17 protein-coding genes are annotated in these 22,018 nt (G+C 72.4%); 10 read left to right on the forward strand and 7 right to left on the reverse strand.

All coding sequences use genetic code 11. The features are described from left to right. Nucleotides 1–3: 3 nt before the first annotated feature. The 5 genes from ABZ862_RS02055 to ABZ862_RS02075 form a co-directional block, all read right to left on the reverse strand. A complete protein-coding gene (locus ABZ862_RS02055; RefSeq protein WP_360950661.1) occupies nt 4–969 on the reverse strand; it encodes a CoA ester lyase in 966 nt (321 codons plus the stop codon). Beyond that, complete coding sequence (locus ABZ862_RS02060) at nt 966–3,026, reverse strand: protein meaA (protein WP_360950664.1); 2,061 nt, start codon at nt 3,024–3,026, stop codon at nt 966–968. Before ABZ862_RS02060 ends, ABZ862_RS02055 begins: the two co-directional genes overlap by 4 nt. A gap of 28 nt (nt 3,027–3,054) precedes the next feature. Beyond that, a complete protein-coding gene (ccrA, locus tag ABZ862_RS02065; RefSeq protein ID WP_360951407.1) occupies nt 3,055–4,392 on the reverse strand; it encodes a crotonyl-CoA carboxylase/reductase in 1,338 nt (445 codons plus the stop codon). A gap of 446 nt (nt 4,393–4,838) precedes the next feature. After that, nucleotides 4,839–5,651: a TetR family transcriptional regulator gene (locus ABZ862_RS02070; protein WP_360950667.1), complete on the reverse strand. Its 813-nt coding sequence runs from the start codon at nt 5,649–5,651 to the stop codon at nt 4,839–4,841. Between the two features lie 166 nt (nt 5,652–5,817). Continuing rightward, nucleotides 5,818–7,623: a 3-hydroxybutyryl-CoA dehydrogenase gene (locus ABZ862_RS02075; protein ID WP_360950670.1), complete on the reverse strand. Its 1,806-nt coding sequence runs from the start codon at nt 7,621–7,623 to the stop codon at nt 5,818–5,820. A gap of 400 nt (nt 7,624–8,023) precedes the next feature. On the opposite strand from ABZ862_RS02075, the gene ABZ862_RS02080 reads away from it, so the two are divergent. Continuing rightward, nucleotides 8,024–8,614: an adenylosuccinate lyase gene (locus ABZ862_RS02080; RefSeq protein ID WP_360950673.1), complete on the forward strand. Its 591-nt coding sequence runs from the start codon at nt 8,024–8,026 to the stop codon at nt 8,612–8,614. 111 nt (nt 8,615–8,725) lie between these two features. Here ABZ862_RS02080 and ABZ862_RS02085 read toward each other — a convergent pair whose 3' ends face one another. Next, nucleotides 8,726–10,348 carry an alpha/beta hydrolase gene (locus tag ABZ862_RS02085; protein WP_360950676.1) on the reverse strand — a complete coding sequence of 541 codons (1,623 nt, stop codon included), beginning with the start codon at nt 10,346–10,348 and terminating at the stop codon, nt 8,726–8,728. Nucleotides 10,349–10,483: 135 nt separating this feature from the next. After that, entirely contained in the window at nt 10,484–11,563 is a 1,080-nt protein-coding gene (locus tag ABZ862_RS02090) for an Rv2578c family radical SAM protein (RefSeq protein ID WP_360950679.1), read from the reverse strand. Between the two features lie 179 nt (nt 11,564–11,742). On the opposite strand from ABZ862_RS02090, the gene ABZ862_RS02095 reads away from it, so the two are divergent. From ABZ862_RS02095 to ABZ862_RS02135, 9 genes are all read left to right on the forward strand, one after another. Next, entirely contained in the window at nt 11,743–12,186 is a 444-nt protein-coding gene (locus ABZ862_RS02095) for an SRPBCC family protein (protein ID WP_360950682.1), read from the forward strand. 144 nt (nt 12,187–12,330) lie between these two features. Further along, entirely contained in the window at nt 12,331–14,826 is a 2,496-nt protein-coding gene (locus tag ABZ862_RS02100; RefSeq protein ID WP_360950685.1) for a SpoIIE family protein phosphatase, read from the forward strand. 226 nt (nt 14,827–15,052) lie between these two features. Next, complete coding sequence (locus ABZ862_RS02105; RefSeq protein ID WP_360950688.1) at nt 15,053–15,778, forward strand: class I SAM-dependent methyltransferase; 726 nt, start codon at nt 15,053–15,055, stop codon at nt 15,776–15,778. Nucleotides 15,779–15,964: 186 nt separating this feature from the next. Continuing rightward, a complete protein-coding gene (locus ABZ862_RS02110; RefSeq protein WP_360950691.1) occupies nt 15,965–16,798 on the forward strand; it encodes a M55 family metallopeptidase in 834 nt (277 codons plus the stop codon). Then, nucleotides 16,791–18,095, forward strand: a complete 1,305-nt coding sequence (locus tag ABZ862_RS02115; protein WP_360950694.1) for a M20/M25/M40 family metallo-hydrolase — start codon at nt 16,791–16,793, stop codon at nt 18,093–18,095. Before ABZ862_RS02110 ends, ABZ862_RS02115 begins: the two co-directional genes overlap by 8 nt. Nucleotides 18,096–18,112: 17 nt before the next feature. Then, nucleotides 18,113–20,110: a prolyl oligopeptidase family serine peptidase gene (locus ABZ862_RS02120; protein ID WP_360950697.1), complete on the forward strand. Its 1,998-nt coding sequence runs from the start codon at nt 18,113–18,115 to the stop codon at nt 20,108–20,110. Further along, nucleotides 20,107–21,057: an LD-carboxypeptidase gene (locus tag ABZ862_RS02125; protein ID WP_360950700.1), complete on the forward strand. Its 951-nt coding sequence runs from the start codon at nt 20,107–20,109 to the stop codon at nt 21,055–21,057. The genes ABZ862_RS02120 and ABZ862_RS02125 overlap by 4 nt, the downstream gene beginning before the upstream one ends. 127 nt (nt 21,058–21,184) lie before the next feature. Further along, on the forward strand, nt 21,185–21,436 hold the full coding sequence (locus ABZ862_RS02130) for a DUF1049 domain-containing protein (protein WP_360950703.1): 252 nt from the start codon (nt 21,185–21,187) through the stop codon (nt 21,434–21,436). Between the two features lie 23 nt (nt 21,437–21,459). After that, nucleotides 21,460–22,014, forward strand: a complete 555-nt coding sequence (locus ABZ862_RS02135) for a GNAT family protein (protein WP_360950706.1) — start codon at nt 21,460–21,462, stop codon at nt 22,012–22,014. The last annotated feature ends 4 nt before the right edge of the window (nt 22,015–22,018 follow it).

Raw genomic sequence — 22,018 nt, forward strand, 5'->3', positions numbered from 1 at the left:
GTCCTACGCCTCCGGGATCTCGAACGTGCTGGTCCGCTTCATGCCGGCGGCCCGGCCCTTGCCCGCGATCACCAGCGCCATCTTGCGGCTGGCCTCGTCGATCATCTCGTCGCCGAGCATCGCCGAGCCCTTCTTCCCGCCCGCCTCTGACGTGCAGTAGTCGTACGCGTCGAGGATCAGCTCGGCGTGGTCGTAGTCCTCCTGGGAGGGCGAGAAGATCTCGTTGGACGCCTCGACCTGGCCAGGGTGCAGCACCCACTTGCCGTCGAAGCCGAGTGCCGCCGCCCGCCGGGCGACCTCGCGGTAGCCGTCCACGTTGCGGATCTGGAGGTAGGGGCCGTCGATCGCCTGGAGGTCGTTGGCGCGGGCGGCCATCAGGATCTTCATCAGGATGTAGTGGTAGGCGTCCGCCGGGTAGCCGGGCGGCTGCTCGCCCACGACCAGCGACTTCATGTTGATCGACGCCATGAAGTCGGCCGGGCCGAAGATGATCGTCTCCAGGCGCGGGCTGGCCTCGGCGATCTCGTTGACGTGGTTGAGGCCCTGGGCGTTCTCGATCTGCGCCTCGATGCCGATGCGGCCGACCTCGAAGCCCATGGTCTTCTCGATCTGCGTCAGCAGCAGGTCCAGCGCGACGACCTGCTGGGCGTTCTGGACCTTCGGCAGCATGATGCAGTCCAGGTTCGGCCCGGCGCCCTCGACGACCGTCACGACATCGCGGTACGTCCACTCGGTCGTCCAGTCGTTGACGCGCACGACCCGCGTCTTGCCCGTCCAGTCACCCTCGTTGAGGAACTTGACGATGGTGTGCCGCGCCTCGGGCTTGGCGAGCGGCGCGCACGCGTCCTCCAGGTCCAGGAAGACCTGGTCGGCGGGCAGGCCCTGGGCCTTCTCCAGGAAGCGCGGGTTCGAACCGGGCACCGCCAGGCAGGAGCGCCGGGGGCGGAGGCGGTTGACGGGCGTGGTCATGCGGTGACCTCCAGGGGGTCGGGCAGGGGGTCGAGCTTGTTCGCGGCGCGTATCTCGTCGACGATGCGGCCGATGATGCCGGTGATGTCGAAGTCCTTCGGGGTGAACACCGCGGCCACTCCGGCGGCCCTCAGCTGTTCGGCGTCCCCGCCAGGGATGATGCCACCGGCGATCACCGGTATATCTGTGGCACCGGCCACACGGAGCCGTTCGAGGACGTCCGGGACGAGCCGGGCGTGCGACCCGGACAGGACGGACAGCCCGACCGCGTGCACGTCCTCGGCGACGGCCGCGTCCACGATCTGCTCCGGGGTGAGCCGGATCCCCTGGTAGACCACCTCGAAGCCGGCGTCCCGCGCGCGGACGGCGATCTGCTCGGCGCCGTTGGAGTGCCCGTCCAGGCCGGGCTTGCCGACCAGGAAGCGCAGTTTGCCGACGCCGAGGTCCTCGGCGGTCCGCCGGACCTTCTCCCGTACGCCGGCCAGCGCCGAGCCCTCCTCGGCGGGTACGGCCACCGGCGCCGACGACACGCCCGTGGGCGCGCGGAACTCGCCGAACACCTCGCGCAGCGCGCCCGCCCACTCGCCGGTCGTCACCCCGGCGCGGGCGCACTCCAGGGTGGCCGCCATGAGGTTCTCCGTGCCCTTGGCGGCCTCCTTGAGGCGCTCCAGGGCCTTGCCGGGCCGCGGATGGTCGAAAGGCGGCCGGTACCGCGTGTCGCGCCACTCCTGGAGCGCCGCGACGACCCGCGCCTCGACGGCCGGGTCCACCGTCTGCACGGCCGTGTCGAGATCCGCGGTGAGCGGGTTCGGCTCGGTCGTCCCGAACACGTTGACGCCGACGATCTTCTCCTCGCCCGACTCGATCCGCGCCCGCCGTTCGGCGTGCGAGGCGACGAGCTGCGACTTGAGGTAGCCGGACTCGACGGCGGCCATCGCGCCGCCCATCTCCTGGATCCGCCCGATCTCCGCGAGCGACTCCTCGACGAGCTGGGCGACCTTCGCCTCGATCACGTGCGAGCCCGCGAAGATGTCCTCGTACTCCAGCAGGTCGCTCTCGTGGGCGAGGACCTGCTGGATGCGCAGCGACCACTGCTGGTCCCAGGGTCGGGGCAGGCCCAGCGCCTCGTTCCAGGCGGGCAGCTGCACGGCACGCGCGCGGGCGTCCTTGGAGAGGGTCACCGCCAGCATCTCCAGCACGATCCGCTGGACGTTGTTCTCCGGCTGCGCCTCGGTCAGGCCGAGCGAGTTGACCTGGACGCCGTAGCGGAAGCGGCGGTGCCTGGCGTCCTCGATGCCGTAGCGCTCACGGGTGATCGTGTCCCAGATACGGCCGAAGGCGCGCATCTTGCACATCTCCTCGACGAAGCGGACACCCGCGTTCACGAAGAAGGAGATGCGCCCCACGACGTCGCCCATGCGGTCCTGCGGCACCTGACCGCTGTCCCGTACGGCGTCCAGCACGGCGATCGCGGTGGACATCGCGTACGCGATCTCCTGCACCGGGGTGGCCCCGGCCTCCTGAAGGTGGTAGCTGCAGATGTTGATCGGGTTCCACCGGGGCAGGTGCGAGACCGTGTAGGCGATCATGTCCGTCGTCAGGCGCAGGCTCGGCCCCGGCGGGAACACGTGCGTGCCGCGGGAGAGGTACTCCTTGACGATGTCGTTCTGGGTCGTGCCCTGGAGCCGGGTGAGATCGGCGCCCTGCTCCTCGGCGACGACCTGGTAGAGCGCCAGCAGCCACATGGCGGTCGCGTTGATCGTCATCGAGGTGTTCATCTGCTCCAGGGGGATGTCCTGGAACAGCCGGCGCATGTCGCCCAGGTGCGCGACCGGCACGCCGACGCGGCCGACCTCGCCGCGGGCGAGCACGTGGTCGGGGTCGTAGCCGGTCTGCGTCGGCAGGTCGAAGGCCACCGACAGACCGGTCTGGCCCTTGGCGAGGTTGCGCCGGTACAGCTCGTTCGACGCCTCCGCCGTGGAGTGACCGGCGTAGGTCCGCATGAGCCACGGCCGGTCCTTCTCCCGCCGCGAAGAGGCGGGCTGACGCTCACTCATGGGCGTCCTCTCAGACGTTTCAGATGTCTCAGACGTTGCGGAAGCGGTTGATGGCGTCGAGGTGCTCGGCGCGCATCTCCTCGTCGTGCACGCCGAGACCTTCCCCCGGTGCCAGGCACAGCACACCGACCTTGCCCTGGTGGAGGTTGCGGTGGACGTCGTACGCGGCCTGGCCGGTGTCCTCCAGGGAGTACACCCGGGAGAGCGTCGGGTGGATCCTGCCCTTGGCGATCAGCCGGTTGGCCTCCCACGCCTCACGGTAGTTGGCGAAGTGCGAACCGATGATGCGCTTGAGGGACATCCACAGATACCGGTTGTCGTACTCGTGCTGATATCCGGAGGTCGAGGCACAGGTGACGATCGTGCCGCCCTTGCGGGTGACGTAGACGGAGGCGCCGAAGGTCTCGCGGCCGGGGTGCTCGAAGACGATGTCGACGTCCTCGCCGCCGGTCAGCTCGCGGATGCGCTTGCCGAGGCGCTTCCACTCCCTGGGGTCCTGGTGGTGCTCGTCCTGCCAGAACCGGTAGTCCTCGGCGGCCCGGTCGATGATCAGCTCGGCGCCCATCCGCCGGCAGATCTCCGCCTTCCGCTCGCTGGAGACCACGCAGATCGGGGTGGCGCCGCCGGCCAGCGCGAACTGGGTGGCGTACGAGCCGAGGCCGCCGCTGGCGCCCCAGATCAGCACGTTGTCGCCCTGCTTCATGCCGGCGCCGTTGCGCGACACCAGCTGCCGGTACGCGGTCGAGTTGACCAGGCCCGGCGCGGCGGCCTCCTCCCAGCTGAGGTGCCGCGGCTTGGGCATCAGCTGGTTGGACTTCACGAGCGCGAGCTCGGCGAGGCCGCCGAAGTTCGTCTCGAAGCCCCAGATGCGCTGCTCGGGGTCGAGCATCGTGTCGTTGTGGCCGTCGCTCGACTCCAGCTCGACGGACAGGCAGTGCGCGACGACCTCGTCGCCCGGCTTCCAGGCGTTGACGCCGGGGCCGGTGCGCAGCACGACGCCCGCGAGGTCCGAGCCGATGACGTGGTACGGCAGGTCGTGCCGCGCGGCCAGGTCGCTGACCTTCCCGTAGCGCTCCAGGAACCCGAAGGTGGAGAGCGGCTCGAAGATCGAGGTCCACACGGAGTTGTAGTTCACCGAGGAGGCCATCACGGCCACCAGGGCCTCGCCCGGTCCCAGTTCGGGCACCGGCACCTCGTCCAGGTGCAGCGACTTGCGCGGGTCCTTCTCACGGGTGGGGATGCCCGCGAACATCTCCGTCTCGTCCTTGTGCACGGTGATCGCGCGGTACGACTCGGGGAGCGGCAGAGCGGCGAAGTCGGCCGGCACGGAGTCCGGCGACTGGATCGCGTCCAGGATGTCCTTCACGGTCACGGTGTTGCCTCCGGCGATGAGCACCCTGAGGGAGGGGTGCTGGGGGTTACGTCGGTGTGCTGCTGAGAGGGTGAGGGTGTGCCGTCGGTCCGGCGGAGGGTGATGCGGTTCGGCAGCGCGTGGTGGCGCGGAAAGGTGCCTGTGACGCAGGCGTCCGGGCGCGCAGGGCGTGGCTTGCGGGGACAGCCGGCGTACGAGTCGTCTCTGCACGCCGGCCGCCCGGACCCCCTCAACGTATGGCACGGCGTGTCACCTCGCAAGGCACTGCGTGCCAGAACTTCCGCTCATGCGAAATCTTTACGTAACAGATGAGCGATCATCGATCGAGAGGTGCCGGAAATCTGCGCGAAACGGGCCGTTCACCTGACCGGCGCCCGGCCCGCACAGCACAACGGCCACCCGGAGGTGGCCGTTGTCACAGAGGTGAGGAGAGGGACGTCTCAGCGGTCCTTGAGCGCCGCCTCGATCGTGCGCATCACCTCGTCGAGCGGGGCGTCGGTGCGGGCGACCGTCACCAGTACCTCGCCCTGCGCCGAGACCGCCACCGGCGCGGCCTCGCGGCGTCCCGCGGTGCGCCCGGCGCCGATACCGGTGCCGAAGGTCCTGCGCACGATCGCGAAGGCGTGGTCGAGCTCGGCCTCCACATCGCCCTGCCCGTCGGCCCTGAGCCAGCGGCGCAGCACATGGTTGTGCGCGGTGACCACGGCCGACGCGGCGACCTCGGCCAGCAGCGGGTCGTCGCCGGCACCCTCGTCGGGCGCGTGCTCGTCGAAGTGGCCGAGGAGATAGCGGGTGAACAGCCGCTCGTAGCGGGCCACCGACGCGATCTCCGCCTCCCGCAGGGTGGGCACCTCGCGGGTCAGCTTGTAGCGGGCGACCGAGATCTCCGGCCGCGCCGCGTACATCCGCATGACCTCCTTGATGCCGCGGCACACCGTGTCGAGCGGATGCTCGTGCGACGGGGCCGCGTCGAGGACCGCCTCGGCGCGGACCAGGGTGTCGTCGTGGTCCGGGAAGATCGCTTCTTCCTTGGAGCGGAAATGCCGGAAGAAGGTGCGCCGGGCGACCCCGGCGGTGGCCGCGATCTCGTCGACGGTGGTCGCCTCGTACCCCTTGGTCGCGAACAGCTCCATCGCGGCTGCCGCCAACTCCCGGCGCATCTTGAGGCGCTGCGCGGCGGCGCGGCTGCTCGCGGCACTCTCCGGCGCGTCGGGCGTAGCGGGTGTACGTGCGGACTTGGCGGGCTGGGACATGCCCCGAACGTACTGCATGTGCGCAGCGTGCCGTGCAGGTACGAGCCTTCCCCCGCCGCCACCGCCCGGCGGGGGAGAGCCGGTCCGGGGCACCGGGGGCGGACAGCCCGGTCCGAGCAGGCCGCCCCAGTCCCCGGCCGCCCGGAACCGGTCGTCCGGGCGCCCCTTACCGGCGGGCATACTCGCGGAAGCCGCGGCCCGTCTTGCGGCCCAGGCAGCCCGCCGCCACCAGATGCTCCAGCAGCGGTGCCGGGGCCAGGCCGGGATCGCGGAACTCGCGGTGCAGGACCTTCTCGATCGCGAGGGAGACGTCCAGGCCGACCACGTCCAGCAGCTCGAACGGGCCCATCGGATAGCCGCCGCCCAGCCTCATCGCCGCGTCGATGTCGTCGAGCGTCGCGTAGTGCTCCTGCACCATCTTGACCGCGTTGTTGAGGTACGGGAACAGCAGCGCGTTGACGATGAACCCGGCCCGGTCCCCGCAGTCCACGGCGTGCTTGCGGATCGTGGCGCACACCTCGCGGACCGTGGCGTGCACGTCGTCGGCCGTCAGCACCGTGCGGACCACCTCGACCAGCTTCATCGCCGGGGCCGGGTTGAAGAAGTGCATGCCGATCACGTCCTGCGGACGCGTGGTGGCCCGCGCGCAGGCCACCACGGGCAGCGACGACGTGGTCGTGGCCAGCACCGCGCCCGGCTTGCAGACCTTGTCCAGCGCCGCGAACAGCTGCCGCTTGACCTCCAGGTCCTCCGCGACGGCCTCGACGGCCAGGTCCACCTCCGCGAACGCGTCCACGGAACCCGCCGCCGTGATCCGGTCCAGGGTCAGCGCGGCGGCCTCCGCCGTCATCCGGCCCTTGTCGACCGAGCGGGCCAGCGACTTGCCGATCCTGGCCCTGGCGGTCTGCGCCTTCTCCTCGGTACGGGCGGCCAGGACGACGGCGTAGCCCGCCTTCGCGAAGACCTCGGCGATGCCGGAGGCCATGGTGCCGGAGCCGGCGACACCGACCGAGCGCACCGTACGGCCCTGCCCGCGCCCGGCGCCCTCCAGCGGCGTCAGCGCGTCCCGCACGACGCCGGCGCCGCCCGGGGCCTCGTAGGTGTAGAAGCCCCGCCCGGACTTGCGGCCGGTCAGGCCCGCCTCGCTGAGCTGCTTGAGGATCGGAGCCGGGGCGTGCAGCCGGTCACGGGACTCGGAGTACATCGCCTCCAGGACCGTCCGCGCGGTGTCGATGCCGATCAGGTCCAGCAGGGCGAGCGGGCCCATCGGCAGCCCGCAGCCGAGCCGCATCGCGGCGTCGATGTCCTCGCGGGAGGCGTACTTCGCCTCGTACATCGCGGCCGCCTGGTTGAGGTAGCCGAACAGCAGCCCGTCGGCGAGGAAACCGGGCCGGTCGCCCACCGCGACGGGCTCCTTGCCCAGCTCCACGGCGAGATCGAGCACCGCGGCGACGGCCTGCGGCGCCGTCAGCACCGAGGAGACCACCTCGACCAGCTTCATCGCCGGGGCCGGGTTGAAGAAGTGCAGGCCCAGCACCCGCTCCGGGCGGGACGAGTCGGCGGCCAGACGCGTCACGGACAGCGCGTTGGTACCGGTCGCGATGATCGCGTCCGGCCGCACGACGCCGTCCAGTTCACGCATCACCTGCTGCTTGATCTCGTACGACTCCGGGACCACCTCGATGACGAGGTCGGCGTCGGCCACGGCGCGCAGATCCGTCGTGGTGCGCAGCCGGGCCAGCAGGTCCACCCGCTGCTGCTCGGTCAGCCGGCCGCGGGCCACGGCGCGCGCCGTGGACGTCTCCAGGACGGCGACGGCCTGCGCGGCCGCGGCCTCGCTGACGTCGACGCCGATCACGTCGCGGCCGGCCTTGGTGAGCACCTCGGTGATGCCGGTGCCCATCGTGCCGAGGCCGACGACGGCGACGGTCCTGATGGGGGACAGGGAAGGGTCGGACTGGGGAGCGGCCATCGCGGGACTCCAGGAATGAGGGTGACGACTGGAAGGACGCCCCGGCACGCCGCAGACGAGCGGCGCACCGGGTGCGTGAGGAGTGCGGGTGTTGCCGGGCTGCCGGGGCCTGCCGGACGGGCAGGCCCGGACGCACACGCCCGGTGCCGTCGGACGGGGCGCGCACACGCCCGTCCCCACGGCGGATCTCCGACCGGCCCTGTCCCGGGCCCTGTCGTACTGCGGTACGCACGTACCGGACCGACTGCACTCGCGGTGGCTGCGTCACCAGGCCACCACAAGAAAACGCGAGTGGGTGACTCGCTCGTCTGAGCTTAACCGATGGGTAATGAGCAGACCAGACCCCGGTGTGATCGATCACGCCCCACGCCGGGGTGCCGAAGTTCTAGGGTCGGGGACCATGGACGAAGAGTTGCGATCACTCACGGAACGCTTACGGCGCGAGGCGGCCGCCTCAGGGGTGCCGGGCGCGTCGGAGGCCTGCGACCGGCTCGCCGCGACCGACGGCACCGAGGATCTCGCCCGGGTCCTCACCGCGCCGGGACAGCCCCTGTGGGCCCGGGAACTGGCCGCCTTCCGGCTGGGCACCGCCGGGGACCGGCGGGCCTTCGAGGCCCTCGTCCTCCTCCTCAACCACCGCGACCCGCCGCGCTGCGCCTCCGCCGCCCGGGCCCTCGCCCGCCTCCGGGACCCCCGCACCGCGCGGGCGGCCGCCGCCCTCGCCACCAACGAACTGCGCGTCGCCTACGCCCTCCAGCCGGTGCGGCTGCTCGTCGAGCTCCGCGCCCCGGAATCCGTCCCCGCCCTGATCACCACCCTGCGCCGCCGCCTCACCCCGCACGACCCCTACCACCGGGTCGCCCTCGCCTGCGTGGAGGGGCTGGGCGCCCTGGCCGACGACCGCGCCGTACCGGTCCTCACCGAGGCCCTCGCCCATCCCGCCCTGGCTCAGGCCGCGGTGCACGCCCTGGCCCGCATCCCGCACCGGTGACGTGCCGGCCCGCGCCCTGTCCTGTGACGGACCACGGCTGTGACAGCGCCCCCGGCGGTCCGCCGGGGGCGCTGCTTCACAGACTCCCTGCCCCGGGTGCCCGCCCGGCTGTCAGCCGCGCGGGCCGAGCAGGCCGTGCAGGCCCAGGTCGTGTGCGACCGCGCCGTGCGACGCCGTGCCGGACACCGTCGCCGCGGTCGTGGTCCCCGCCGCCTTCGCCGTGCTCAGCGGTTTCGGGTCGGGCAGCTTTTGGCACACCGCGTCGGCCACGCCGCTGCCGTGCGGCACCGTGCCCTGGGACAGGTACGCGGACAGATACGCGTCCAGGCAGCTGTTCCCGCTCAGCGTGATCCCGTGGTTGCCGCCGCCCTGCTCGACGACCAGGCTGGAGCCGGCCAGCAGACGGTGCACGGTCACGCCGCCCTCGTACGGGGTCGCCGCGTCGTCGGTGGCCTGGAAGAGCAGGGCCGGGGGCAGCTTGCCGTTGGCGATGTTCACCGGCTTCAGCGTACGCGTCGGCCAGAACGCGCACGGCGCGTTGAACCAGGCGTTGTTCCAGGTCAGGAACGGCGCCTTCGCGTACGCCGCCCAGTTGTCCGTGCGCCAGCGGTTCCAGTTCCGCGGCCAGGCGGCGTCCCGGCACTGCACCGAGGTGTAGACGCTGTAGTTGTTGTCGCCGGAGGCGTCGACCGCGGCGAAGCTCTCGTACGCCTGGACCAGCGGCTCGGTGTTCCTGTCGTGGACGTAGGCGGCGAACGCCTCGGCGAGGTAGGGCCAGTAGCCGTTGAAGTAGCCGCCCGGCAGGAAGGTGTCCTCCAGTTCGGACGCGCCCACCTTGCCGCCCGCCGGCTTCTTCGCCAGGGCCGCCCGCATCGCGTACCACTCGGCCTCGATCTTCTCCGGATCGGTGCCCAGCCTGTACGTCGTGTCGTACTTGGCGATCCATGCCATCAGCGCGCGGTGCCGGTCGTCGAACGCGTGGTCCTGGCCGAGGTTGTCGCCGTACCAGACCCCGGTCGGGTCGACGATCGAGTCGAGGACCAGGCGGCGCACCCGGTGCGGGTACAGCTTGGCGTAGACCGCGCCGAGGTAGGTGCCGTACGAGTAGCCGAGATAGCTGATCCTCTTCGCGCCCAGCGAGCGGCGGATCGCGTCCATGTCGCGTGCGCTGCTGACCGTGTCGATGTACGGCAGCAGGTCGGCGTACTTCCTGCCGCAGGCGGCGGCGAACGACCTGGCGCGCTCCAGGTCGGCCTTCTCGACGGCCCGGGTCGACGGCACCGAGTCGGGGCGCACGGGGTCGGAGAAACCCGGCACGCAGTCGAGGGCCGGTTCGCTCGCGCCCACCCCGCGCGGGTCGAAGCCGATCACGTCGTACTGCGAGGCCGTCGACGCGGGCAGCGACGAGGCCACGAACCCGGCGAGCGTCAGACCGCTGCCGCCGGGACCGCCCGGGTTGACCAGCAGCGGGCCCTGGTAGGTCTTCGCGGTGTGCGGGACGCGGGAGAGGGCCAGGGTGATCTGCCGGCCGCCCGGGTCCGTGTGGTCGAGAGGCACCTTCAGTGTCGCGCACTGGAGCGTCGGGTACTCCTCCGTGCCGCACGTCTTCCAGGTGGGCCTCGCCGCCGGGACGGCCGCCGCGGTGTGCGGTGCGCTCGCGTCGGCGGGGACGGCCGTGAACGTACCGGCCACGACGACGGCGACGCCGCACAGCACCGCTGCGCGTCTTCTCATGGGTCCTCCCGGGACGAAGGGAACGTCGGACCGCGGCTGCCGCAGTCCTCGACGCATCGTCCCGGAAAGGCCGCCCAAGAGAGCGTGTTCTGGTGATATTGACTCAATTGGACTGTCAGATAGGCTCTAATGGCCTCATGTCAGCATCAGTTGGACCGATTCGGGCTTATCGGTTCCGTGGGACGCCGTGGGTGCCACGGGTCCCACCGGGTCGTCCGGCACCGGCCGCCGGGGCCGGCGGTGCAGTCCCGGGTGCGCGGGGCCGATGCCGTACTCCCGGGCCAGTTCGTGGACCTGACGGGTGATCCGGCGCTGGTACCACTTCGGGGCGTACGCGCCCTCCGCGTACAGCCGCTCGTAACGGCGCACCAGATGCGGGTGCTCCCGGTCCAGCCAGGCCGTGAACCACTCGCGCGCGCCGGGCCGCAGATGCAGTACCAGCGGGGTCACGGAGGTCGCGCCCGCCGCGGCGATCGCCCTCACCGTGGACCGCAGTTGCGCCGGGTCGTCGCCGAGGAAGGGGATCACCGGTGCCATCAGCACCCCGCAGCCGATGCCGTGCTCGCCCAGGGCCCGCACCACGTCCAGGCGGCGTTCGGGTGCGGGCGTGCCCGGTTCGACCGTGCGCCACAGCCGTTCGTCGGTGAAACCCACGGAGACCGAGATGCCGACGTCGGTGACGCGGGACGCCTGCACCAGCAGGTCCAGGTCGCGCAGGATCAGAGTGCCCTTGGTGAGGATCGAGAAGGGGTTCGCGTGGTCGCGCAGCGCGGCCAGGACGCCCGGCATCAGCCGGTAGCGGCCCTCCGCGCGCTGGTAGCAGTCGACATGGGTGCCCATCGCGATGTGCTCGCCCTGCCAGCGCGCCGAACCGAGCTGACGGCGCAGCAGCTCCGGCGCGTTCACCTTGACCACGATCTGGCTGTCGAAGCCGAGTCCGGTGTCGAGGTCGAGATAGCTGTGCGATCTGCGTGCGAAACAGTAGACGCACGCGTGCGTGCAGCCCCGGTAGGGGTTGACGGTCCACTCGAACGGCATACGGGAGGCGCCCGGCACCCGGTTGATGATCGAACGGGCCCGGATCTCGTGGAACGTGATCCCGTGGAACTCGGGCGTGTCGATCGTCCGGACGGTCACCGCGTCGGCGCCGAACAGTGCGGGATCGGCCGCCCTGCGGTGGTCGCCGGAGTCCGCTGTGAGGTTCTCCCAGCGCATGAGGCCTCCTCGGTAGCACTGCCCCGAGAATAGAACATTTGTTCCCTTGATCGTGCGCGTCCGTTTCCGACCGCCTCCGCGACCCGGTTCCGATCGCTTCGCGCACCCCGATTTGGGCCGCCGGGCACGGGGGTGATTGGCTTGACCGGCCCCCCGTAATCCAGCCGCAGGAGGAAGCGATGGCGCAGGTCGAGGCCACCACGGAACGGGTCGTCACGGCGGACGCGGAGAGCGTGTTCGACGCCCTGGCCGACTACAGCGGCACCCGCGCGAAACTGCTCCCCGAGCAGTTCAGCGAGTACGAGGTCCGCGAGGGCGGCGACGGCGAGGGCACCCTCGTCCACTGGCGGCTCCAGGCCACCAGCAAGCGGGTGCGCGACTGCCTCCTCGAGGTCAGCGAGCCCACCGACGGCGAACTCGTGGAGAAGGACCGCAACTCCTCCATGGTCACCACCTGGGTCGTCACCCCGGCCGGGGAGGGCCGGGCGCGGGTCGTGGTCACCACCACCTGGCAGGGCGCGGGCGGCATCGGCGGCTTCTTCGAGAGGACCTTCGCGCCCAAGGGCCTCGGCCGCATCTACGACGCCGTGCTCGGCAGGCTGGCCGCCGAGGTCGAGAAGTGACATCGTCCCCGGCCTGACGCGGGTGCGCTCCGGCGTGTGCGGCGGCATCAATTCCCGGATTGCCGCACATCGCGACCGGACGCACCCGTACGGTGGTGAGGACGGCAGATCTTGGGGCCGTCGTGGGGAGAGAGGGCCTGGGCCATGGACCGTGGCACCGAGCGGGACAGGTCTCCCGGCCGCCCGGCCGGTGACCGCGCTCCGGCGGGTGCCGTCGCGTCCGGCCGCATCCCGCTCGCCGTGGCCGTGGTCGACCGCGAGGGCCTCGTCTCCCACTGGAGCAGCGGCGCGGCCAGACTGTTCGGCGCGGGCAAGGAGGACGCCCTCGGCCGCCCCGTCGGTGATCTGCTGCCCGTGGTGGGAGCGCTCCCCGACGACGGGTTCACCCCCTACGGCACGTTCACCGCGTACGACGGACTCGGCCCCGATCTCGAGTCCTCCCTCGGCGGGCGGCTGTCCTACCCCTCCGCGGGCCGCGCCCGCCTCACCGTGCCCGGCCGGGGCCGTCTGGACGTGCTGTGGTGGGCGTACCCGCTGGTGGGTCCCGGCAGCGAACGGCTGCTCGTGCTCGCCGCCGACGCGGCCGCGCTGCGCCCCGCGGAATCCGGCGGGGCCACCCCGTACGAGCGCATCGCACCCGGCTTCGCCCTGCACACCGACTTCCCCGGCGCCGAGGACCTCGCCCGCAGACTGCCCGACATCCTGCCCAGCATGAGCGTCGGAGAGGCCGCCCGCATCGTCTCGCAGGTCCTCGAACTCGGCTATCCGGTACTGGAGTTCAGCCAGAACGACCGGGTGCCCGTCACTCCCGACTGGGGCGTGACCCGGCGCGTCGAACGCGCGGCGCGCCGCGCCCGCGCCGCCGCCCGGGGCCTTCCGCCGGCCGGGAACACCGCGGAGGCCGGAGACGGTGGGCACGGCGAGTACGGCGACCGGTACGACGACGCGGAGGACCTCGAGTTCGTCGCCGTCCGCGAACGCCTGGAGTTCCTCAACGAGGTCAGCGGCCGTATCGGCACCTCCCTGGACCTGTCGCGCACCATCGCCGAGGTCTGCCGGGCCGTCGTACCGCGGTTCACCGACGTCGCCGGCACCTATCTGCGCGAACAGGTGGTCGCCGGTGAGGGTTTCCCCGACGGCGTCCCCGACACCACCACCCTGTGGCACCGGGTGGCCGTCGAGCACACCGACGAACCCGGCCGCTGGGACGACGTCATCCCGGTCGGCGAGGCCATGCCGTTCCCCGCGCACACCCCGTTCTTCCGGTGCATGACCACCGGGGAGCCCGTCCTGGTGCCGCGGATCAGCGAACCGATGGCCCACGCCATCGCCTCGCAGTTCGAGAAACGCGACATCCGGCCGCTCATCAACGGCCGTTCGCTGCTGGTCGTCCCGCTCAAGGCACGTACCGTGGTGCTCGGCTTCATGGTGCTGCTGCGCCACCCGGGCCGTGTCGAGTTCAACGACATGGACCGCGTCACGGGCGCCGAACTCGCCGCCCGCGCGGGCCTCGTCCTCGACAACGCGCGCATGTACACCTACCAGGAGAGCGTCGCGGAGACCCTCCAGGACAGCATGCTGCCGCACATCCCGCCGCGCATGGCGGGCTGCGACATCGCCACCCGCTATCTGCCCGGCACGCTGCTCGGCCGGATCGGCGGCGACTGGTTCGACTCGGTGAAACTGCCCGGCGCCCGCACCGCCCTCGTCGTCGGCGACGTCATGGGTCACGGCCTCAACTCCGCTGCGATGATGGGCCAGTTGCGTACCGCCGTGCAGACCATGGCCGGGCTCGACCTGCCGCCCGCACAACTGCTGCGCAACCTCGACGACCTCGCCCAGCGCCTCGGCGACACCTACCTCGCCACCTGCCTCTACGCGGTCTACGACCCCATCGCCGGTGAACTCGTCATCGCCAACGCCGGGCACATCCCGCCGGTGCTGGTACGGGCCGCGGACGGCCGCAGCGAGCTGCTCGACCTGCCCACCGGCGCCCCGATCGGCGTCGGCGGAGTGCCCTTCGAGGCGGTACGGGTGCCGGTGGCGGCCGGTGACCGGCTGGTGATGTGCACCGACGGTCTGGTGGAGGTGCGCGGCGAGGACATCGGCGTCGGCCTCGCCACCCTCTGCGAGTCCGCGGCGCACCCGGCCGCCTCCATGGACGACGCCTGCGACACCATCATCCGCGCCCTGGGCACCCGCGGCGGCCGCAAGGACGACGTGGCGCTGCTGATGACCCGCCTCGGCGGCATCGACCCCGGCGACGTCGCCGAATGGCGTTTTCCCCTCGACCCCGCCGAGAGCCGGCGGGCCCGTGCCGTCGTCCGCGAACAGCTCCACGCCTGGCACCTCGCCCCGCTCGCCGACACCGCCGCACTGATGGTCAGCGAGCTCGTCACCAACGCCGTACGGCACTCCCACCGCCGCCCGGTCCAGCTGCGCCTGGTCCTCGCCGACACGCTGCTGTGCGAGGTGGACGACGACGACCACGAACTGCCCACCCTGCTCAGCGCCGGACCCGGTGACGAGGCCGGACGCGGGCTGCGCGTGGTCAGCACCCTGGCCCGCGAGTGGGGCAGCAGCAGGACCGGGGCGGGCAAGACCGTCTGGTTCGAGATGACACGGCCGCCGCGCCGCTGACACCCCGGGGCGGTCCGGGCAGCCCGGGGCGGTCCGGGGCAGCGCCGTGCGTTCGCGGCGCGTTCGCGGTGGGGCAGCGGGGCGCGCGGAGGGCGCAGGGAGCGTACACGTGTCGAATACGGCGTGAAGGTATGCGCCGCCTGCTTGTGAGTGTGCCCCGGGGCGCGATACACCGTACTGACCCGTCGTCTTTGACGGATCGGCGCCGCACCTGGGGGAGTTGGGCATGAGCGTGACGAGTCGGTACCGGGCCGCCTGGGAGGGGTTCTGGAGCGAGGCCCCCGAGGAGCAGGGGGCCGTCTTCTGGGACGCGGAGCCCACCCTCACCGCCGGACGCCATCTCGCCCTCTTCGAGCCGTACCTGACCCACCCCAACCTCCCGATGGTGGACCTGGGCTGCGGCAACGGCACCCAGACCCGCTTCCTCGCCGACCGTTTCCCGCACGTCGTCGGCGCCGACATCGCCGAGGCGGCCCTCGACCGCGCCCGCCGCGCCGACCCCGCCGCCCTGGCGGCGTACCGGACGCTGGACGCCGTGGACAAGGCGGCCGCCCAGAACCTCCACGCGGAACTCGGCGACTCCAACGTCTATATGCGCGGGGTGCTCCACCAGGCCGAGCCCGACGACCGCCAGCCCCTGATCGACACCGTCGCCACCCTGCTGGGCGACCGCGGCCGTGCTTTCCTGCTGGAGCTGTCCGAGCACGCCCGACCGGTCCTCGGCGACCTCGCCCGGCGCCCCGGCGGGCCCCCGTCCAAGATCGAACCGGTCTTCCGGCACGGCATAGCCCCCGGCGAGGTCACCGACGACGCCGTGCCCGAGTTCCTGCACTCCGCGGGGCTCGCCATTCTGGCCTCCGGCGAACTCTCCCTCATCACCACCGAGCGGGCGGCCGACGGCACCCGTGTCGAACTCCCGTCGAACTGGTGGGTCGCGGGGCGCACGGCCTGACGGAGGAGGCGCGCGTCCTGACGAAGGGGGCGCGCGGTACGACGGAGGGGCGCGCGTCCGGCAGCACGGGGCGGACGCGGGGGTGCCGCACTCCGGAGCGCGTGACCCGGTGGGGCGGCGGGGAGGGGCGGAGCGAAGGCTGTGCTTCGTAGCCGGTTGCCCCCGTACCGCGTACCGTGGCGAAGTATGAAGATCCTCATCAGTGCCGACATGGAGGGCGCCACCGGGGTGACCTGGCCCGGCGACGTGCTGCCGGGCACACCCCAGTGGGAGCGCTGCCGCTCGCTGTTCACCTCGGACGTCGACGCCGCCGTGCGCGGTTTCTTCGACGGCGGCGCGGACGACGTGCTGATCAACGAGGCGCACTGGTCGATGCGGAACCTGTTGCTCGAACGGCTGGACGAGCGGGCGCAGATGCTCACCGGGCGGCACAAGGCCCTGTCGATGGTCGAGGGCGTGCAGCACGGCGACGTGGACGGGGTCGCGTTCATCGGCTATCACGCGGGCGCCGGCATGGAGGGCGTCCTCGCCCACACCTACCTCGCCAACTCGGTCACCGGCGTCTGGGTCAACGGCGTGCGGGCCAGCGAGGGACTGCTCAACGCCCATGTCGTCGCGGAGTACGGGGTGCCCGTCGTCCTCGTCACCGGCGACGACGTGGCCTGCGAGGACGCCCTCGGCTACGCGCCCGGGGCCCGCAAGGTCGCCGTCAAGGACCATGTGTCGCGGTACGCCGCCGTGTGCCGTACGCCCGCCCGTACCGCCGCCGACATCCGGTCCGCCGCCAAGGAGGCCGCCGCGCTCGCCGTGCGGCACGAGCCGGTGCGCGGCGGCCCGTTCACCGTCGCCCTCGAGTTCGACGCCGAACACCTCGCGGACGCCGCCACCGTCGTCCCCGGCGTCGCGAGGACCGGGGAGCGCAAGGTCGCCTACACCAGCGGGACCATGTACGAGGGCATCCGCACCTTCAAAGCGGTCACCACGATCGCCTCGGCCGCCGTGGAGGAGCAGTATGGCTGACGAGCGGGCGCTGGACGAGGTCGTCCGGTTCACCTCCGAGCTGATCCGGATCGACACCACCAACCGCGGCGGCGGTGACTGCCGGGAACGCCCGGCGGCCGAGTACGCGGCCGAACGGCTCGCGGAGACCGGCCTCGAACCCGTCCTGCTGGAGCGCACCGAGGGCCGGACCAACGTCGTCGCGCGCATCGAGGGCAGCGACCCGTCCGCCGACGCGCTCCTGGTGCACGGTCATCTCGACGTGGTGCCCGCGCAGGCCGCCGACTGGACCGTCGACCCCTTCTCCGGGGAGGTCCGCGACGGTGTGGTGTGGGGGCGCGGCGCCGTCGACATGAAGAACATGGACGCGATGATCCTCGCCGTGGTGCGCGGCTGGGCCCGCGAGGGCTTCCGGCCCCGCCGGGACATCGTGGTCGCGTTCACCGCCGACGAGGAGGCCAGCGCCGTCGACGGCTCCGGGTTCCTCGCCGACCGGCACCCCGGGCTGTTCGAGGGCTGCACCGAGGGCATCAGCGAGTCCGGGGCGTTCACCTTCCACGACGGCACCGGACGGCAGCTCTACCCCGTCGCGGCCGGTGAACGCGGCACCGCCTGGCTGAAGCTGACCGCGCGCGGCCGCGCGGGGCACGGCTCCAAGGTCAACGGCGAGAACGCGGTCACCCGGCTCGCCGCCGCCGTCACCCGCATCGGCGAGTACGAGTGGCCGCTCCGGCTCACCCCGACCGTGCGGGCCGCGCTCACCGAACTCGCCGCGCTCTACGGCGTCGAGCCCGACCTGACCGATGTGGACGGCCTGCTGACGAAGCTCGGCCCGGCCGCCGGGCTGGTCGAGGCGACGGTCCGCAACAGCGCCAACCCGACCATGCTGGAAGCGGGTTACAAGGTCAACGTCATTCCCGGCGAGGCCGTCGCCTATGTGGACGGACGGTATCTCGCGGGCCACGAGGAGGAGTTCCGCACCACCCTCGACCGGCTGACCGGACCCGGCGTCGACTGGGAGTTCCACCACCGCGAAGTGGCCCTCCAGGCACCGCTGGACTCGCCGACCTACGCCGGACTGCGGGCCGCCGTCGAGGAGTTCGCACCCGAGGGGCACGTGGTGCCCTACTGCATGTCCGGCGGCACCGACGCCAAGCAGTTCTCCCGGCTCGGCATCACCGGCTACGGATTCGCCCCGCTGAAGCTCCCCGAGGGCTTCGACTACCAGGCCCTGTTCCACGGCGTCGACGAGCGGGTCCCGGTCGAGGCCCTGGAGTTCGGCGTCCGTGTCCTCGACCGGTTCCTGCGGACGGCCTAGACCCACAGGGGGAAGCAGTGCAGCAACTCGCGTACGGTTCCTGGCCCTCACCCATCGACGCGGCCCTCGCCGCCGCACACGACGGGTATCCCGAGTCCGTCGGCTTCGTGGGCGACGAGGTGTGGTGGACCGAGCCGCGCCCCGCCGAGGGCGGCAGACGCACCCTGGTCCGGCGGCACCCCGACGGCACGGAGGAGTCCGTGCTGCCCGCCCCGTGGAACGTGCGCACCCGGGTCGTCGAGTACGGCGGCACCCCCTGGGCCGGGACCGTCCGGGACGGTGAACCGCTCGTGGTGTTCACGAACTTCACCGACCAGCGCCTGTACCGGTTCACCCCGGGCGGCGAACCGGTACCGCTCACCCCCGTGTCGGCGGTGGGCGGCGGACTGCGCTGGGCCGAGCCGCAGATGATGCCGGAGCGCGGCGAGGTGTGGTGCGTGCTGGAGGAGTTCACCGGCGAGGGCCCGAGCGACGTACGGCGCGTGCCGGCCGCCGTACCCCTGGACGGCTCGGCCGCCGACGACCGTACCGCCGTACGCGAACTCGCCCCGCAGCGGCACCGGTTCGTGACCGGGCCACGGCTCTCGCCGGACGGGCGGCGGGCCGTCTGGCTGGGCTGGGACCATCCCCGGATGCCGTGGGACGGCACGGAACTGGTCCTCGCCGAGGTCGGCGAGGGCGGCGTCCTGCACGACCCGCACGTCGTCGCGGGCGGCGCGGAGGAGTCGGTCTGCCAGGCCGACTGGGCCGCCGACGGCGCGCTGCTGTACTCCAGCGACCGCAGCGGCTGGTGGAACCTGTACCGCGACGGCGAGCCCGTCTGCCCGCGCGAGGAGGAGTTCGGCGGGGCGCTCTGGAAGCTCGGCCAGCGCTGGTTCGCGCCGCTGGACAGCGGGCTCGTCGCCGTGGTGCACGGGCGGGGCGCGACCCGGCTCGGCATCCTCGACCCGGAGAACGGTGACGTCGTCGACGCGGCCGGCCCCTGGACCGAGTTCACCGCCACCCTCGCGGTGCGCGGCGAGCGGGTCGTCGGCGTCGGCGCCAGTCCGCGCAGCGGCTTCGAGGTCGTCGAGGTGGCGACCCCGGCGTCCGGGCCCGCGGGCGGCACGCTCGCCGGACCGGCCCGGGTGATCGGCGCCCGGCACACCGACCCCGTGGACCCCGCCCTCTACCCCGAGCCGCAGATCCGTACCTTCACCGGACCGGCCGGCCGGGAGATCCACGCGCACGTCTATCCGCCGCACAACCCCGGATACGTCGCGCCCGGCGGCGAACCGCCCCCGTTCGTGGTGTGGGCCCACGGCGGTCCCACCAGCCGGTCGCCGCTCGTACTCGACCTGGAGATCGCCTACTTCACCTCCCGGGGCATCGGCGTGGCCGAGGTCGACTACGGCGGCTCCACCGGCTACGGGCGGGAGTACCGCAACCGGCTGCGCGAGCAGTGGGGGGTCGTGGACGTCGAGGACTGCGCGGCCGTGGCGCTCGCGCTCGCCGACGAGGGCACCGCGGACCGGGCCCGGCTCGCCGTGCGTGGCGGCAGCGCGGGCGGCTGGACCGCCGCCGCCTCCCTCGTCGCCGGCGGCGTCTACGCCTGCGGGACCATCAGCTACCCCGTCCTGGACCTGGTCTCCTTCGCCTCCGGGGAGACCCACGACTTCGAGTCGCAGTACGTGGAGAGCCTGGTCGGGCCGCTCGACGAGGTCCTCGGCCGGTACGTCGAACGCTCGCCCGTCGAGCACGCCGACCGCGTCACCGTGCCCTTCCTGCTGCTCCAGGGCCTCGACGACGTGATCTGCCCGCCCACGCAGTGCAAGCGGTTCCTCGCCCGCCTCGCCGAAACCGGACGCCCGGTGCCGCACGCCTACCTCACCTTCGAGGGCGAGGGCCACGGCTTCCGCCGCGCGGACACCATGGTCCGCGCCCTGGAAGCCGAACTCTCGCTGTACACACAGGTGTTCGGGCTCAGTCAGCCCGGCCTGCCGGTACTGGAACTGACCGGGGGAAGCATCAGGTGAAGGACCGGACACCGCCCCGTGCACGGCCTCTCGTACGGCCGCCCCGGCTCGCCCCCGGTGCCCGGGTGGCCGTCGTGGCGCCCAGCGGCCCGGTCGCCGAGGAACGCCTGGCCGCCGGGCTCGACATCCTGCGCGGCTGGGACCTCGACCCCGTCGTGGCACCCCATGTGCTCGACCGGCACCCCCGGTTCGGCTATCTCGCGGGCACCGACGCGGACCGCGCCGCCGACCTCCAGAACGCCTGGTGCGACCCGGCGGTGGCCGCCGTCCTGTGCGCCCGGGGCGGCTACGGCGCGCAGCGCATGGCCGACCTGCTGGACTGGGACGCGATGCGGGCGGCCGGACCGAAGGTGTTCACCGGGTTCAGCGACGTCACGGTGCTGCACCAGGCGTTCGCCGCCCGCCTCGGCCTGGTCACCCTGTACGGGCCCGCGGCGGCCGGGGCCGACTTCGTCAAGAACGCCCGCGCCCAGGAACACCTCCGGGCCACCCTCTTCGACCCGGAGTCCGTGCGGGTCCTCACGGCCACCGGCGGCGGCGTCCTGGTACCGGGCCGGGCCAGGGGCGTCACCCTCGGCGGCTGCCTCAGCCTGCTCGCCGCCGAGATCGGCACCCCCTGCGGGACCGGCCCCGCCCGGGGCGGACTGCTGATGCTGGAGGACGTCCACGAGGCGCCCTACCGTCTGGACCGGACGATCACCCAGCTGCTGCGCGCGGGGCGCCTCGACGGCGTGAGCGGCATCGTCCTCGGTTCCTGGGACCGCTGCGGGCCCTACGAGGAACTCCGCCCGCTGCTGGCCGACCGGCTCGGCGGCCTCGGCGTGCCCGTCGCCGAGGAGTTCGGCTTCGGCCACTGCGAGGGCGCGCTGACCGTGCCGCTCGGGGCGGACGCCGTACTGGACGCGGAGGCGGGGACGCTGACCCTGGAGGAGCCCGCGCTGAGCTGAGGGCGCCCTCGGCGTGGCCCGGTCGCTTGCCCGGGTCGCGCCGTCCCGTGGCGTCACCCGGTCCCGTCGTCACCCGTTCGGAGCAGTACGCGGCGCGGAACGGGTCGGCACGGCTCATGCTGGGCGCATGAGCCCGAAGACCTCCGAGAGCCGCCGCACGGCAGGCGGGCAGGGCGGCGCGTGGCGGCGGGCGATGACGCCGGGCCGCGTCACCGTGCTCGTGCTCGCCGTCCTCGGCCTGATCTTCATCTTCGAGAACACCCAGAGCACCCGCATCCGGCTGCTGATCCCCGAGGTCACCATGCCGCTGTGGGCCGCGCTGCTCGCCACCGCGCTCATCGGCTTCCTGTGCGGCGGATATCTCATGAGGAGACGCTGACCGCGTCGGCGTAGGGTGATCCGATGCCGCACGTCACCGACCGTCATCTCGCCGAGGGACCCCGGGTGGGGATCCGGCCCATCACCTACGAGGACGGCGCCGAGTTCACCGCGCGCGCCCGGGAGAGCGAGGACCTGCACCGTCCCTGGCTGTTCCCGCCCCTGAGCTCCGACGCCTATCTGGCCTACGCCGGCCGGCTCATCGAGGACCGGACCAAGGCCGGCTTCCTGGTGTGCGAGAAGGACGACGGGGCCGTCGCCGGATTCATCAACATCAACAACATCGTCGAGGGCGCCTTCCGGTGCGGCGCGCTCGGCTACGGCGCCTTCGCGCACGCCGCCGGGCGCGGGCTGATGCGCGAGGGGCTGGACCTCGTCGTCGGGCACGCCTTCGGGCCGATGCGGCTGCACCGGCTGGAGATCAACGTGCAGCCGCTCAACACCGCGTCGATCGCCCTGGCCCGCGGCTGCGGCTTCCGGCTCGAGGGCTACTCGCCGGACATGCTCCACATCGACGGCGCCTGGCGCGACCACGAACGGTGGGCCCTCACCACGGAGATGCGGGCCACCGCGCGGTGACGTG

The sequence above is a fragment of the Streptomyces sp. NPDC047000 genome (assembly GCF_040644295.1).
GTDB lineage: Bacteria > Actinomycetota > Actinomycetes > Streptomycetales > Streptomycetaceae > Streptomyces.